The organism is Paenibacillus sp. FSL R7-0198, from assembly GCF_038000415.1.
Classification (GTDB): Bacteria; Bacillota; Bacilli; order Paenibacillales; family Paenibacillaceae; genus Paenibacillus.
In genome coordinates this window covers 39,053-54,669 of record NZ_JBBOCB010000002.1, presented here as the reverse complement: position 1 = coordinate 54,669, position 15,617 = coordinate 39,053, and the positions used below count along the sequence as shown (strand labels likewise).

Annotated in this window: 11 protein-coding genes; 5 read left to right on the top strand and 6 right to left on the bottom strand. The window is 44.7% G+C overall.

Annotated features, from left to right (window positions below; genetic code table 11):
• Nucleotides 1–54 precede the first annotated feature (54 nt).
• The 3 genes from MKY87_RS29785 to MKY87_RS29775 all read right to left on the bottom strand — a co-directional run bounded on the left by MKY87_RS29785 (nucleotide 55) and on the right by MKY87_RS29775 (nucleotide 3,140).
• Nucleotides 55–885 (bottom strand): carbohydrate ABC transporter permease, encoded by an 831-nt coding sequence (locus MKY87_RS29785; protein WP_017688542.1) that lies wholly within the window; start codon nucleotides 883–885, stop codon nucleotides 55–57.
• A 1-nt stretch (nucleotide 886) separates the two neighbouring features.
• Entirely contained in the window at nucleotides 887–1,759 is an 873-nt protein-coding gene (locus MKY87_RS29780) for a carbohydrate ABC transporter permease (RefSeq protein WP_340967649.1), read from the bottom strand.
• 67 nt (nucleotides 1,760–1,826) lie between these two features.
• The gene (locus MKY87_RS29775) at nucleotides 1,827–3,140 is read right to left on the bottom strand and encodes an ABC transporter substrate-binding protein (protein ID WP_340967648.1); all 1,314 of its coding nucleotides are present in this window, start codon (nucleotides 3,138–3,140) and stop codon (nucleotides 1,827–1,829) included.
• Nucleotides 3,141–3,345: 205 nt separating this feature from the next.
• On the opposite strand from MKY87_RS29775, the gene MKY87_RS29770 reads away from it, so the two are divergent.
• The 3 genes from MKY87_RS29770 (at nucleotide 3,346) to MKY87_RS29760 (ending at nucleotide 8,881) form a co-directional block, all read left to right on the top strand.
• Entirely contained in the window at nucleotides 3,346–5,109 is a 1,764-nt protein-coding gene (locus MKY87_RS29770) for a sensor histidine kinase (protein ID WP_036670882.1), read from the top strand.
• A gap of 16 nt (nucleotides 5,110–5,125) precedes the next feature.
• Nucleotides 5,126–6,652: a response regulator transcription factor gene (locus MKY87_RS29765; protein WP_036670884.1), complete on the top strand. Its 1,527-nt coding sequence runs from the start codon at nucleotides 5,126–5,128 to the stop codon at nucleotides 6,650–6,652.
• A gap of 243 nt (nucleotides 6,653–6,895) precedes the next feature.
• Nucleotides 6,896–8,881: a methyl-accepting chemotaxis protein gene (locus MKY87_RS29760; RefSeq protein ID WP_051449731.1), complete on the top strand. Its 1,986-nt coding sequence runs from the start codon at nucleotides 6,896–6,898 to the stop codon at nucleotides 8,879–8,881.
• Between the two features lie 104 nt (nucleotides 8,882–8,985).
• On the opposite strand, the gene MKY87_RS29755 is transcribed toward MKY87_RS29760, so the two are convergent.
• On the bottom strand, nucleotides 8,986–9,858 hold the full coding sequence (locus MKY87_RS29755; RefSeq protein WP_036670888.1) for an AraC family transcriptional regulator: 873 nt from the start codon (nucleotides 9,856–9,858) through the stop codon (nucleotides 8,986–8,988).
• A 245-nt stretch (nucleotides 9,859–10,103) separates the two neighbouring features.
• Between MKY87_RS29755 and MKY87_RS29750 the strand changes: the two genes are divergently transcribed.
• Together MKY87_RS29750 and MKY87_RS29745 are read left to right on the top strand one after the other, a co-directional pair.
• The gene (locus MKY87_RS29750) at nucleotides 10,104–11,303 is read left to right on the top strand and encodes an MFS transporter (RefSeq protein ID WP_036670889.1); all 1,200 of its coding nucleotides are present in this window, start codon (nucleotides 10,104–10,106) and stop codon (nucleotides 11,301–11,303) included.
• A 216-nt stretch (nucleotides 11,304–11,519) separates the two neighbouring features.
• Entirely contained in the window at nucleotides 11,520–12,275 is a 756-nt protein-coding gene (locus MKY87_RS29745; RefSeq protein ID WP_051449732.1) for a gamma-glutamyl-gamma-aminobutyrate hydrolase family protein, read from the top strand.
• Between the two features lie 114 nt (nucleotides 12,276–12,389).
• Here MKY87_RS29745 and MKY87_RS29740 read toward each other — a convergent pair whose 3' ends face one another.
• Nucleotides 12,390–14,714: an MMPL family transporter gene (locus MKY87_RS29740; RefSeq protein WP_036670890.1), complete on the bottom strand. Its 2,325-nt coding sequence runs from the start codon at nucleotides 14,712–14,714 to the stop codon at nucleotides 12,390–12,392.
• Nucleotides 14,715–14,733: 19 nt separating this feature from the next.
• A complete protein-coding gene (locus tag MKY87_RS29735) occupies nucleotides 14,734–15,381 on the bottom strand; it encodes a TetR/AcrR family transcriptional regulator (protein ID WP_036670891.1) in 648 nt (215 codons plus the stop codon).
• Between the last annotated feature and the right edge of the window lie 236 nt (nucleotides 15,382–15,617).

The window sequence follows — 15,617 nt, the reverse complement described above, 5'->3', positions numbered from 1 at the left end:
GTTCGTCATGAATCCTCCAATTTCATTCCCTCAAGAACGGTGAGAATATAAGGTTTAACCTTTAACTGCACCGGCAGTAAGGCCGCTGACGATATATTTTTGCCCGAATAGATAAAGGATGAATACAGGCAGTGAAGTAAGCACGAGATTGGCGAAGATCAGGTTCCAGTCCCGGCTATATTTGCCGTAGAAATTGTAGATCGACAGTGGCATCGTCCATGTGGAACTGTCTGTCAGGAAGTACACGGGAATCGTGATGTCATTCCATACGGACATGAACACCATGATCGCTACCGTTGCGTTAACGGGCAGGATGAGCGGTGTGACGATGCGGAAGAACACGCCGAACACACTTGCTCCTTCCAGAAATGCCACTTCGTCCAGCGCTCGTGGAATGGTTTTGATGAATCCACTATACAAGAATACACTGAAGGCTGTATTTAACGCGGCGTAGATCAGGATGACACTTGTGATGCTGCCGTAGAATCCCAATCCCTGTACAACACGTATGGTTGTAATTATCGACATTGGCGCAATCAGTCCCATGAAGAAATACATGTAGATGGTGCCGGATAATTTGGTTTCCCGACGTGCCAGAATGAATGCCGCTGCCGAAGAAGCAACGATATTAATGATGGAAGATACGCCAGTAATCAAAATGCTGTTGAAGAACGCTCGCGACAGACCGCCTTCCTGGAAGACACGAACATAGTTCGAGAACTGCCATGTTTCCGGAAAACTCAGGGAGAAACTAAGCACTTCGGCGCTGGTTTTGAAAGAACCAAAGATCAGAATGACAAGCGGCAACAGAACGATAAGAGAGGCCAGAATCAGGAAACCTTCCACGATATAGTTGCGGATGGCGAGTTTGCGTGTATAGCCCATGTTATTCCGTAACCTCCTTACGCCGCATGAAGATCAATAGCGGTATAGCGATAATGGTAACGACCACGAACAGAAGGGTGTTGACCGCGGTACCAAGTCCCCAGTTGCCTTCGCCGAAAGATCGCAGAATGATCGTACCTACGACCTGGGAGGCGTTACCCGGGCCACCACCGGTCATGACATATACTTCGGAGAATACTTTGAGTCCACCGATCAATGTCAACATCAGGTTAATGTTAATCGCGGGCAGCAAGAGTGGTAGTGTGATTTTGAAAAAACTTCTCCACGAACTTGCGCCATCAATCTTGGCGGCTTCGTAATATTCTTGAGAAATGGACTGCAGACCAGCCAGATAGATAGCCATCTGAAACCCAGCGCTTTGCCAGATTGATACGATGGCAATCGTCCAGATCACAATCGATGGGTTGGTCAGCCAAGCTTGGCTTAACGAATGTAACCCTACAGATTCCAATAAATTGTTGATTGTACCTTCGGTACGCAACATGGGAGTGAACAGAATACTGATCACAAGGATGCTGAGAATGGAAGGGGAGTAGAAGATCGCACGCAGCAGGTTCTTTGTTCTTAATCGCATGTTAAGTCCTACAGCCAGCAATAGGCCGATGACATTTTTGCCAACAACGGTGACAATTGCAAATATCGCCGTGTTTTTCAGCGCTAGAATAAGCGTTTTGTCCGAGAAAATTTTCTGGAAATTATCCCACCCAATGAACTTCAGCTCCAGCCGATCCAGCCGCCAATCCGTGAATGAGTAATAGAAGGCGGCGAGAGCAGGCACAACAAAAAAGATGGAGTAGATAAGTAGTGCGGGAAATATCATGTAATACGAATACAAATTTTTAGTCCTTTTCATGTCTCACACTCCGTTATAACTAGGCAGCATAACGGTCGATCTGTTATGCTGCCTTATATTTCACTCTTTAGAAACCTTCTACACCTTTATCCTGCATTAGCTGACTGAACTTCTCATCCCAGGATTTCAGTACTTCTTCAGGTGACAATCCACCCGCGAATTGATCCTGCAACAATCGGTACAGTTCGCTCCGATCAACCAGCATGTATGCATCCGTTGTCAGCACGGTTTTCTTCGGCGTAATGTAGTTGTCGACAATATCCTGTTTGTAGGCTGGGAGTTCCGGTGTAGTAACGTCACTGAAATTGGATACGTATCCTTTGGAATCCACGATCTGTTGTGCGACATCCTTGGAAGCGATATAGTCCAGGAATTGTTTGGCTTCATCCAAATGTTTGGATTTCTTCGGAATGAACAGTTGTCCGCCCAGTGGACTTGCACCCAGACTGGCATTATCCGACGATGGAATCGGAAATACGCCCAGTTCCATATTTGGATCTTGCTCGGCTACGCCTTCAATTAACCAATCGCCCATAAACATCATGGCAACTTCCTTGTTCAGGAATTTACCTACGGCCATGTCATAGCTATCACTGAGTACATCGGTGTTGGTGTACCCCTTGGTGTATACTTCATACTGTTGTTCCAGGAAGGTTTTGAACTCGGGAATATCGGACCATTTTTTCTTGTTGCTGTTCAACTCATCAAAAAACATCGGGTCATTTTTGGCTACAAAATCGGCAAAAGCTGCAGCAGGCCAGATGTTGGCAGCCCAGGCATCTTTATAAGGCATGAATACAGGTGTAATGCCACTTGCTTTGATTTTTTCACAGATCGCCAGGAATTCTTCGTAGTTGGTTGGAATCGACAATCCGAGTTCTTCAAAGATTTGTTTGTTATAAACGACCCCTTGCATCCCTGTATCCTGACTGACATGGAAGCTGTAGAGATGACCACCAGAAGAGAGGACGTCTTTGTTCACAATTCTGCTCGCCCAAGGCTCGTTATCCAGAATCTCGAAGTTACGTTCAAGGTTCAGGTCCGTGACTGCGCTCGCCAGATTGTACTGAATAATGTCAGGCGTTTCATCTACAGCCAGTTTGGTTTGCAGTACCGTTGTTGTTTGTTCCGCTGGAATCAGCTGCAAATTGACACGAATGTTCGTTTGTTTTTCGAATGCATCAAGAATGTCCTGCTGGATGAAAGCAGAGTCCTGAGAACTTTTAGAGATTGCCAGCTCCAAAGTGACTTTGCCACTCTTGCTGTCCCCGCCAGCAGCTGTGCCGGAATCCGTACCTCCTGATCCACAAGCCGTTAACGAGACCGATAATAAACTGGCCAGAATAATGGAAATCGCCTTTTTTCTTTTTAGTGTTTTCAATGCAAATCCCCCTCTAAAACGTTTAGTGAATCCGTTTACAAGTCCGATTATAGATTCTTTTCCCTCGCCGGTACATGTCTGTGCTTGAACGTTGATGTGTAAAATTCTGAACTTGAAATCGCTATCATTTCATGAAATACCGTGATAGAGTAGACATGAATGTAAGGGATTTCACATCATGTCAGAACAGGAGGGCACTCTAAGAATGGCAAAGCTCATACATAAAGCAACTCAATTCAGTTTGCAGACGAAGGTGTTTTTGACGTTTCTGGCTCTGCTTTTGTTCGTGCTGGGCTGTTTTATCGTGTATGTGAATGTGATCGTTGTTCGCCCGCTCAAACTGAAAACGGAGCAGGATACACTCGTGACCGCTACAAAGGTAAGAGAGCAAGTTGATCTCTACGTAGAACAACAGAACCAGATGTCGCAGCGAATATTATCCAGCAAAAATATATTTGCAGCCATGGACAAGAGCTCCTCGGCTCATAGTAATTATGAAAGGCTGAAGCAGATTCGAATCATCAAAGACATCATGTTTCAGGCCATCGGGCCGAGCATGAATATCAAGGACATGTCCATCTACGACAATCACGGGGTTCTCCTGACATCATATCTGGGTTCGGGCAATCCGCCCGCAATCCTGAACACCATGATGGAGAGTAGTCAGATCGGACGAGATTGGACGGAAAGTGGTTTTGTTCTGCTGCGTCAAGACGATACGATCTCCTTTGTGCGCACGATCAATGATCAGAACGGCAAGGTGTACGGTTATCTTAGCATCCAGATGGAACAGGCCTATATACAGAACTTAACGGAGGGCATTACCGCTGGCGATGTCTATATTCTGAATGAACAAGGAGAGCAGATGACGGGCTCGGAAGCGGGTGTGACATTTGCCAATTGGACAAAGCCTTCATCAGACGAGGGACTGGATGTGGACAAAGAAGACAATTATATCACGCATTCCACTTCACCCAGTACAGGTTGGATCACGTATATCATAACGCCCAAAAAATCTGTCCTGGGTTCGATCCATTCGGTTCAGACGATGTCCATTCTGCTGATTACAGCACTGATGCTGGTTTCGTTTGTGTATATCTTCCTATCGACACGTAACCTGCTGTTACCCATCCGCAAGCTGCGTGGTCAGATCTGGCGCATGAACTACAGCAATATGAATCTGAAAGTGGATGAAACGCCGAAGAATAATGATCTCTTATTGCTGAATGAAGCCTTTCAGGATCTGATGGAGAGGCTGCAGCAATCCATTGACCGGGAAAAATCGGCGCTTCATGAAGAAGTAAAGGCGCGTAATTCTGCGCTGCAAGCCCAGATTGCACCTCATTTTATTCATAATGTTCTATACCTGATCAGTATTGCTGCCCAAGAGGGGAAGACCAAAGTTGTATCGGATATGTGCAAACATCTTTCGGACAGTCTGCGTTATATTGTCTCTTCACCATACGCGCATGTGACTTTGGCTGAGGAGCTTCAACATACGAGACATTATCTGTCCCTTGTACAACAAAAGTACGAAGAGGATTTGGAGTGGGACATCCATGCAGACGGGCTGGCGAACGAAATCCGATTGCCGCGGTTGGTCATTCAGCCGTTTGTGGAAAACTGCATTGAACATGCCTTTGCCAACACCGCGCCGCCTTGGCGTATCCAGATTACCGTGAAGCAATATAACGGATTATGGGCTTTGGAGATCAAAGATAATGGAGAGGGCTTTCCACCGGATAAAATCCAGGAGATTTTAGCCAATATTCAGACATCGGGTTCTGGAATGAACCAGACTTCCGTTGGTGGAACAGCCCTTGGTAACATGGGGATTATCAATAGCGTCAATCGACTCAAACTAATGTATAACAACAGGCTCTTCATTAATATATTTAACAATCATGCGGAAGAGCAACATGGAGCAACAATTCAAATCATCGGCTCACTGACAAAGGATTTTTACTAACTAGGAGGCATAGGCGATGTATAACGTTATGATCGTTGAGGATAGCAAACCGATATTACGTAATATTAAAATGCTCTTGGAGACGTTGAGCTTCCCGATTCGTATAGCTGCAACGGCAACGAATGGAGAAGAAGCCTTGGCAGCGTTAAAGCAGGAACCGATTGACCTGCTGTTGACAGATATCCGAATGCCAAAAATGGATGGCCTGTCCCTGATTGAGCAAGCCAAGCTTGCCAACCAGGATCTAAAGGTCATTCTAATTAGTGGGTACAGCGATTTTGAATACACAAGAAAAGCATTGAACCTGCAAGTGTTTGACTATTTGTTAAAACCTGTCGAGCGAGAGGCGCTTGAAGAAGTCATGGGTCGGGTAATTGACCAACTTGATCAACAGATGTCCAAGGAACTGCTGGATTTGCAGGAAATCATACATCCTCAATGTGAGACTACGCCAAAAAAAGGTGAGGATTTTCCGCCCTTATTCAGCCAGATGATGATTATAATGAGCAAACAACCCTTCACCACAGGGTATGAACGTTGGATGCAGGTGGAGCTTGAGGTTATATTGCAGGATTTTTTTACATTCCATGCTTGTCGTGTGTACACCAGTCAAACCCCATATCAATTTGTTGTTTTTGTCAATAAGAGTGCACTTGAGTTGTACTCTTCCGTACATGAATGTCTTGAATCGTTGCGACGGCATTTGGTTGCGCATGACATCGATGCGATCATTGGAGGACAACTTCTATTCGCTGAGTCTGGTAATCTGCCGGAGCTCTATCACCGCATGTCGTCCATTTTGTCTGATCAGCAACGGTTGAAACAAGGATTAGCGCTGGATACCGGGAATCCGGTGTCGATGGCCAGATCTGAGACAGGCTGTCTGGATCCCGTGCAGGAATCTGCTTTTGTACAGATGATACAGGCTCGGCAGAAAGAACGGTTTGCTCTTAAGTTATCTGAATTGCTGAATCGATGGGCAGAGGAAAATGTACATATGACCGAGGTGGAGCGGTTTATCGGATTGATTGTAGACACGTTTGCTCATCTGTACGAGGAACAGGGCTCGGGCATGAGATTGGGTCTGGAGCTTCGGTCAAGACAATTCGCCCATGCACAGTCCTATGCCGATTTTTGCCGGGAAATGACGGAATGGACGGGACAGTGCTTCGATATGCTGCAATCCCACGTTCGAAAAAGCAAGGCGATCCTGTTCGAACAGATTGACGATTACGTAAAACTAAATAAATACTCTCCATTGTCTATCAACGACATTGCCATGAAGTTTCACGTTAGCCCGTCGTATGTCAGCAGAGTGATCAAAAATGCAACGCAAATTACGTTTGTTCAGTATTACACCCAGCTTCGCATTCAGGAAGCCTGCAGACTGATGGAAAGTCAACCGGACATGAAGTTTAAGGAAGTTTCCGATTTGCTGTCGTTTAGCGATCAGCACTATTTCTCGAAGGTGTTCAAAGAGTATACGGGGCTAAGTCCTACGGATTATAAACAACAGATGTCTGGTATAAAGACCCAATCATAGTTAACAAACCCTTTTTATTTATGTTATAATACTAAACAAATACGGCTTGTTACTGAATTCATTCAGGCAATACCTATGTATATTTACGCTCAAAGTCTCTTTGGGTGTGCATATATATGGGTTTTTTTGCGTTTACTTGCCGATTGATTCTACCAAAAATGGATAAAGAGAGGAAGATTCACTTTGGAAAAGAAAAAGAAAAAAAGGTCATTTTATAGGAAAGGAGGAGCCAGTTTACGATTAATGAGTACTAGACTCATTGCAGCTTTCCTTGCAGTGCTTATTATTCCCACTGCACTTATCGGTTATTTCTCGTATCATAGTGCCAAAGATCAGGTGCAACAAAAAATGACAGAGCCCATCAATACCATATTAACGATGGCAGGACAGCATATTAACAATCTGGTGGGGGAAAAAGCAGCATTATTGAGTTACATAGACAGTATGTATGGCACCACCCCCAGTCAGGCGAACAACGAAACAGTACAAGTAGGAATCGACCAATTAGCTGATACATATCCTGATCTTCTTGCCATCACTGTGGGCAGCGATCAAGGTGGTGTTATATCATCTCCAGCAATAGAAGATGTAACATATGATCCACGCAGCACAACATGGTACACCAATGGTATGAGTAACAATGGATCACTCTTTTTTTCGAGTATTATGACAGATCCGGTATCCGGGAAGATTTATGTAGAAATTTCAAAGGCTCTTTCAAATCAACAAGGTGTAGCAAGTATTAAACTTGATCTGGAGCGATTAGCAAAAGAAATATCTTATGTGGATGTCGGAGGTAATGGGAGCCTGATTGTGGTTGACTCCAATCGAACCATCGCAGCTTGGTCTGGTGCCATTGTAAAAGGTGGGGGAGGAGAACTCGGCGGGGCGCTCATCGAGGGAATTCCAGTTCATCCAAATACGGCTTCAAGTTCCGATGAGCCGATGGCATTTTCTCAATTTGTCAGAACGGATCTGGCGTATGATCTAGAGGTATATAACGGTGTTAATGCTTTGACGGGGTGGAATGTCATTGCTTTGATGGGCCATGAAGACTTTATCGCCGCAGCGAAACCCATCATGGTATCGAGTCTAACCGTCATTGCTGTATCTGTATTAATTGCTGGAGTTATTATTTTCTTCATTCTGAGATCTTTTATTGTACCTATGCAAAAACTGAGAAAGGCAACCCGCAGCGTAAGCGAAGGGAATCTGTCCGAACGTGTTAATCTTAAAACCGAGAACGAATTTGGTATATTGGCAAATGATTTTGATCAAATGACCAGTTCCCTTCAATCGGTGGTTGCTGAACTTCATCAGACGTCATCGTTGTTAAGCCACTCTTCCCAAATGATTCAGGAAAGTACAGAACAAACCACCCAATCGGTTCAACATGTGGCTGAAACCATGCAGCAGACTGCGGAATCAGCTATCGTTGGGGCGGAAAATTCGGAACAAACCGCAAATGCCGTAGAAGAGATGGCGAGAGGCATCAGTACAATTGCAGAATCTGCGAGTGCCATCGTTGATTCGGCTGAAGAGACGGAGCGCGCTGTTGCTAATGGTGGGAAAACCATAAACCAGGTTGGAGAACAAATGGAACATATTCTGGGAGCTGTTGAAGAAACCTCGGCATTGATTAATGAGCTGTCCAGTCTGTCTGCCGAAGCCAATCGTATGAATGAAGCGATTGCGGATATCTCTCGGCAAACCAACCTACTATCACTGAATGCCTCTATTGAAGCATCAAGAGCAGGAGAACACGGAAAAGGTTTTGCTGTCGTTGCTGGTGAGGTGCGCACGTTATCGATGCAATCCAAACAGAGTGCGGACGACATTGGCGCTACCATTGGCAAAATGCTCGACTTGATTGCCAAATCCACATCTCTTATGAATGATAAAGTTCGCAATCAAGTCGGTGAAGGAATGCGGATTAGCCAAGAAGCTTCTGCAACCATATCGAACATTGAACAATATACAACGCATATCGTGGATCAAATTCAGGATATTTCCGCTGTCTCCGAACAGTTGTCAGCCAGTACGGAAGAAGTTTCGGCTACAGTTGCCGCGATGAGTCATATCTCTAAAGTGTCGGCTGACAGTGCTCAGACAACTTCAGCAGCAGCCCAACAGCAAATGGCGGCAATGGAGGAGATATCTGCATCCTCTGCACAGCTATCCAAAACAGCTGAGAACATGCAAGAGTTGGTTCGCCGATTTAAGCTCTAAAGTAGAAGTAAGGAAAAGTGTAAAGAGATATGTAAGAGATATGCAAGGCCTAAGAGGCGCTCCCTAAATGGAGCGCCTTTCTGCGCTTAGAGAGATTAGTGAAATTAGTAAGAATGTGACACCTCATCCCCGAACATATCCTTTTGATTCTTTTTTCGGAAACTCCGTGGAGATTCACCAACCGATTTGGTAAATAGAATCGTAAAGTAATTGGGGTTATCGTAACCGACCAGTTTGGCAATTTCCCATACTTTTTTGTTAGTTGAAACTAATAATCGGGTGGATTCACCCATTCTTCGTTGAATGAGGTAATGATAGGGAGAAGTGCCATAGTGATTTTTGTACATATGAATTAAGTAATAAAAATCGATATGAAATTGATCTGCCAATTCTTTGAGTTTAATGTTTTGCCGATAGTGGGTATCCAAATAGTCTTTAATGCTCTCAGCAAGGTTATTACTCCCAATAGTCTCCCCACTAGGAAGCTGTTGACGGGACTGACGATCAATGATCAGAAGTATGGCTTTCAGGACATGCCCAGAGATAGATTCATAACCATGTTCCCGGATTGAAAATTCATTGAAGAGAGTCTGCATTAACGAATGGAGCTCATCGGAATAACGGTTTGCTCGAATGATCGGTTTGTTAGAGGGAGGGATGACCCAATCCTCAAGGGTGTGGGTGTCTTCTGTAAAACGAAAGCCGCAATAAAAGGTGGATAACGGGAATTCAGGATTGGACTTCTCCTCATGAAGAGTCCCCTTATTATAAATGAGCATGTCACCTTTTTGAGCCCAGTGTTTGGTACCGTCAATGGTGAACAATCCTTTGCCTTCAGTTACGTAGATAATCTCATGCAGATCGTCATGTTTATGCGTCGGAAAACTCCAATGGGGATTGTCGGCCAGTTTCCCTACATAAATAATGGTGCAATCTCGATTTGCATGCAGTTGGCCGGATTCGTGGTGTGTATTCATCTATGTCTTCCCTTCAGAATCTGTATTGAAAGTCTGTGTTGAAATGACAACATATATAATGTTTTGCAATAAAACCACAACAACCTTGATTGTCGCCATGGTATATCTGACAGTACAATTTCACTATCCAAAATGTACTATATATCGAAAGTGAAGGGATGGGAAAGCAGAAAATACATGAATTAATGATCGTAGACAGAATTGAAGCGCTTGCAACAATAGAAAGGATTAGTGAGTATTGATTTATGACTAGAAATAGAGAGAAGCTACTTATTTTAACGCTTACGCTCGTTAGTTTTGTACTGGGAACAACCGAGTATGTCATCGTGGGTGTGTTGAAGGAAATTGAAAGTTACATGAAAGTATCACTTGCTGCCGCGGGTATGCTTGTCTCCGGTTTTGCGATTGCATACGCAGTGGGTACACCATTTGCCGTGGCCTTCTTGGCCAAAATATCCAGAAGAAGTTCCATATTGATTGGATTTGCAATCGTGTTAGCATTAAATCTATTGACCGTGTTCTCAACAACGTTCTCTTCTCTGATGGCCATTCGCATCGTGTCGGCCGTTGCTTGTGGACTGACGATATCACTTTCGATCTCAATCGTAAGTGATGCAGTGAACCGGGAGCGAAGAGGGGAAGCTATCGCCTGGATTTTGGGCGGATTTTCAATCGCTAATGTGTTAGGTGTTCCGCTCGGTACATTTATCGGACAACATCTGAGCTGGTCCATGACGTTTGTTGTTACGGCGTGTATAGGTGTTGTACCGTTGATGTTCATGTTCCGTATTCTGCCACGCCAAACAACCACGATTGTCGGTTCGTTCAGAGATCAGATGTCTCTCTTTGTGAAGCCGCGCATATTGCTTGCCTGTCTGATCCCTGTACTGGGAAACAGTTGTATTTTCGTGATTTTTACATACATTACACCACTCCTAAGTGAGACAATGGGTGTGCCTGTTCAATGGATAAGTGCCATACTTCTGATCTATGGTGCCTGCAGCATCCTGAGTAACTGGATTGGTGCCAAAATAGCGAAGGGTGACTTCCTGCCCAAGCTCAAGCGGCTTTTTGTAATTCAAGCCATCCTCTTCCTAGGCATGAGTTTTACCGTTTCTAATGTGTGGATGGGCTTGGCATTCCTGTTCCTGATTGGATGTCTGTCATCCTCCATGAGCGCGGCATCCCAGCTATATTTGTTTGATGTGTCAGGATCGATCGCGCCGGGGTCCAAAGCATTTGCATCTACACTCCTGCCTGTGGCAGCGAACGTGGGTATAGCGTTAGGCTCCGGCGTTGGGGGAATCGCCGTTAATATGGGTGGTGTCCAGTGGGTGCCGCCAGTTGCTGTGATGCTTGCCTTGCTGGCTTTTGTCGTTACCCTGATATGCCAGCGTTCCATCCAAGTGAATTCAGACGAAGCAACCACAGTAAAAGCCGCCTAGATGAGATGAGGTTTAAACTAATCAGATGAATCCATATCCATGGGATTTGTAAGTACAAACAGAGTCGCTGTTATAGCGGCTTTGTTTGTTTTTTAGTTTTCCAGCATTCCGGATGAAACGGGTTCGTAGATGATAGAGGTAGGATAATGCAATAATTCAGTGAATTTGTATAGGAAGAGATCTGATAAAATGAATGAAAAGATAGGAGGGGAACCCATGAAAAAGCCGATGATCGGTGTACTGCCTTTATATGATACAGACAAAAAAAGTTACTGGATGCTTCCAGAATATATGAACGCGATAGAAGGAGCAGGTGGGATTCCAATTATGCTGCCTTTGACAACGGATACCGAGATCATAGCAACGCTGGCTGATGAGTTCGATGGGTTCCTGTTCACCGGGGGACATGATCTCAATCCTGAGCTGTATCATGAGCATGCAGAGGTTGCCTGTGGAGAGTTGTGTATTGAACGCGATATGATGGAGTCAATATTATTACAAAAGGTAATTGAGCTTGATAAACCTGCCTTTGGCATATGCCGTGGACTGCAGCTATTTAACGTTATGTTGGGTGGAACTTTATATCAAGATATTCCCACTAGCCTTCAACTTCATGGGAACAAGATCGTTAATCATAAGCAAAGCCCGCCGTATACGAAACTAGTACATGATGTACATATAGAGCAAAATAATTTGCTTCATGATATCTTGCAAACAGATACGATAAAAGTGAACAGCTATCACCATCAGGGAATCAAGGTGTTGTCGGATAAGTTAACTGCCGTGGCTGTCGCTGAAGATGGACTCATCGAATCCGTGGTCATGCCGAACCGTTCATTTGTTTTGGCTGTGCAATGGCATCCAGAGTACAGCTATAAAGTAGATGACTATAGTCAAAAGTTATTTGCAGCGTTTGTTAATGCTTCTCAATCCGCACGATATAATATCCATATTGAAGACATCACCGCATAAATTTGGAGTAGAAAAAAAGACCTCCTGTTTATAAAAACAGAGGAGGTCTTTGTATTGGTGAATGTAGTCGTGATGAGTAAACGTGGTATTACCATTACGATTGTAGTGGAATGATTATTTTAATCCAGACTTCGTGTTGGTATGCTCTTCAGCATTCAGGGAAGCAATCAGCTTCTCGCCTTCAACATCCAAGTTTGGCAGAATGCGATCCAGCCATTTTGGAAGTGCCCAAGCCTTGTCTCCAAAAATAGCCATGATGGCTGGGACCAAGCCCATTCGGATAATGAAAGCATCAATCAGAATGCCTACCGCCAAAGTGAAACCAATCTGTTTGATCATAACATCATCAGTGAATATAAATCCTGCAAATACAGAGACCATAATTACTGCTGCGGCAACAACTACGCGACTTACCTGATTGTACCCATGCACGACGGATTCAGTTCCGCGATGACCATGCACATAGGATTCCCGCATGGAACTAACCAGGAAGACTTGATAGTCCATCGCCAGGCCATACAGGATACCTGTCACGATGATCGGCATAAAGCTCAGCAGCGGGCCGCCTGTATCGAAACCAAAGAGCGAATGCAGCCAGCCCCATTGGAATACAGCAGTTGTGATCCCGAATGTAGCCAGGATACTAAGCAGGAAGCCAATTGTTGCTTTGATGGGAACGATGATCGAACGGAATACGAGTAACAGGATGATCAGCGACAGCAGGATTATGATGCCTACATAAATAGGGAATACCTGCGCCAGTTTGGCTGACATATCGATGTTAACAGCTGTGAGTCCAGTAACTCCAAGTTTCACATCATAGGTATGTGCGATGCTGGAATTAGCCGCGCGTAGATCAGTGACCAGTGTTTTGGTGAGATTATCGTTAGGACCCGTTTTTGGAATGAGACTGAAAATAGCTAAATCTTCTGTCATACCAAGCGGTGTGACTTGTGCAACGTTATTCTGACCTTGAAGTTCCATCACCAGACCACCCAAGAGTTCCGGTGTAACTTTTACGGAAGACTGATTAGGCTCTGCAACCAGAATAAGTGGTCCGTTAAATCCTTCCCCGAAGCCTTCGGAGATGGCATCATAACTTTGTCTTGCAGTTGTATCCAGATTCGCTGAGGAAGCGCCAGGAATACCCATTTCCATTTTGGTAATCGGCGTCGCGGCAAAACCAAGAATGACGATGATGGCGATAATGGTAGCCCAACGATTTTTGATAACGAATTTCACCCATCTGTCCGCGACTCCGCGGCTAGTGGCTTTAGGATGTTTCGCGCTTTTCTCACGAGCTTTGGCGGAACAGATGCGTTCTCCTACCAATCCGAGTAAAGCAGGCAACAGGGTTAAAGCAACAAATACGTTGATGAGTACGGTGGCTGCTGCGACCAAAGCCATCGTAGACAAGAATGTGAGACCGATGACAAGCATACCGCACAGTGCAATAATGACGGTTAATCCGGCAAAAAATACCGCGCTGCCCGATGTACCAATAGCTCTGGCAGTGGCTTCTTTTGCGCTCAAGCCTTGATCAATGATCATTCGACGCTGGCGATTAACAATGAAGAGAGCATAATCGATTCCAACAGCCAATCCAACCATGAGAGCCAGGACGGAAGTAACACTAGGCATTTCGATGAATTTGGAGATGGAGAACGCACCACCAACTCCAATGGCAACTCCGAGGAGTGCAGTGATCAGAGGCAGACCTGCTGCAACAACGGAGCCAAGGGTGATCAGCAATACAATGACAGCAATCACCAATCCGACAATCTCAGCCGAGCCAACCCCAATCGATACCGTTTTGAGCGTTTCGCCCGGCAAGACCGTAATGTTGGTTCCTTGCTCTACTGTCATAACAGATTGAATAACGGAATCAAATACATCCTGTGTTATGGCAGACTGCTCGATTGTAAATTGGAACTGGAACAGTGCAATACTACCGTCCGAAGAGATCAGCATACCAGGTACAGGAACACCATCGACCATCAAAGGTCCATAGGGAGGAGGCGTGGTTGTTCCGGATTGTGCCGTATCGGTAGCCTGAGCGTTCTGAGCCATTTCCGCCGAAGCACCCGAATTACCCGCTTCAGCTGCATAGTCCGCAGGATTAATGACTTTGTCTAATCCGTAAACTTCATTAACACCTTTCATCATGGCAGCCAAACGTTCAGGCGTATCCAAACGCTCGTTGTCGGGTGCCTTGAAGACAACACTTCCTTGACCGCCGGAGGCGGCTGGCAGTTCTTTTGCCAATTGATCCAGTACCTTCTGTGACTCTGTGCCTTCAATCTTCATTTCAGAACTGATGTGAATACCATTGATGCTGATCATGGAGATGACAATTCCCAGAATTAAAACCCAGCCAATGATGAAGGTTGCAGGTTTGCTAAAAGCGGTTTTCCCCACTCTGTATAATAATGTAGACATTTCTCTAATTTACACTCCTCTATGATGAATGTGGATGGTTGGCATGTTCGAATCCTGCCCGCAAATGATTAAATGTGGTTTCCAAAAATTGATCAAAGGTGATAGCACCGGGCTTGGTATCTTCAGTCATGATTTGTCCGGGCAGCAACACATTGAGTCTTCCATCAATTAATGGCAGTATCGTTCCATATAGTGCGTTGATCAGAAGATAAGTATAGATCTCGTCATACTTCCCGTTGGATAAGTCTAATAAGGTATCTTGTGCCTGTGTCTGCATCCGGTGCATGGCTCCAAGATAATGCGGTTCTAACACGGGATAAGTCTGGGATAGTGAGAGCAGCTGATGAAGTCTTCCAATTAGTTCTGTTGTAAGTTGCATCTTGATCAGGTTATACAGTACGTCAAGCAAGGAGACGTTGTCGGGCATTTCGGTAAGTAACTCTTCGAGTTCCGTTGTATTCTGAACGGATATCGCACCTCTTGCTACGGCTTCCTCTTTACATGTGAAGTAGTTTGCAAATGTTCTACGTGAACAACCCACCTGATGCACGATATCTTCGACCGTAAAGCCATCAAGCCCATGTTCAAGGGTAAGTTCAAATGCAGCACCAGCAAGTGCTTTTTCAGTGGCTTCTTTCTTCAAATGTCGCAAGTTTCTTTTAATCATTATTCTCCGCTTATGCGTTCACCTCCAACACCAATGACTATGGTTTAATTCTTTTTAAGAAGAGCACACTTACTGAACATGCACTTTGTGAGGTTTATCATAACAAACAAGTTGCTCATTGTGCAAATTTACTCATTGTGCAATTATTTTATATGATATCTATACTGCGAATCAAAGCTTCAACTCCTGAGGAATGAATGTTAAAATCAATAGAAAAACTTGGGGCGATAACGAGA

Bases quoted from the DNA above. Each gene is read 5' to 3' on its own strand.
- MKY87_RS29785 (WP_017688542.1), bottom strand. From the start codon at position 885: ATGGGCTATACACGCAAACTCGCCATCCGCAACTATATCGTGGAAGGT.
- MKY87_RS29780 (WP_340967649.1), bottom strand. From the start codon at position 1,759: ATGAAAAGGACTAAAAATTTGTATTCGTATTACATGATATTTCCCGCA.
- MKY87_RS29770 (WP_036670882.1), top strand. From the start codon at position 3,346: ATGGCAAAGCTCATACATAAAGCAACTCAATTCAGTTTGCAGACGAAG.
- MKY87_RS29765 (WP_036670884.1), top strand. From the start codon at position 5,126: ATGTATAACGTTATGATCGTTGAGGATAGCAAACCGATATTACGTAAT.
- MKY87_RS29760 (WP_051449731.1), top strand. From the start codon at position 6,896: ATGAGTACTAGACTCATTGCAGCTTTCCTTGCAGTGCTTATTATTCCC.
- MKY87_RS29755 (WP_036670888.1), bottom strand. From the start codon at position 9,858: ATGAATACACACCACGAATCCGGCCAACTGCATGCAAATCGAGATTGC.
- MKY87_RS29750 (WP_036670889.1), top strand. From the start codon at position 10,104: ATGACTAGAAATAGAGAGAAGCTACTTATTTTAACGCTTACGCTCGTT.
- MKY87_RS29745 (WP_051449732.1), top strand. From the start codon at position 11,520: ATGAAAAAGCCGATGATCGGTGTACTGCCTTTATATGATACAGACAAA.
- MKY87_RS29740 (WP_036670890.1), bottom strand. From the start codon at position 14,714: ATGTCTACATTATTATACAGAGTGGGGAAAACCGCTTTTAGCAAACCT.
- MKY87_RS29735 (WP_036670891.1), bottom strand. From the start codon at position 15,381: ATGATTAAAAGAAACTTGCGACATTTGAAGAAAGAAGCCACTGAAAAA.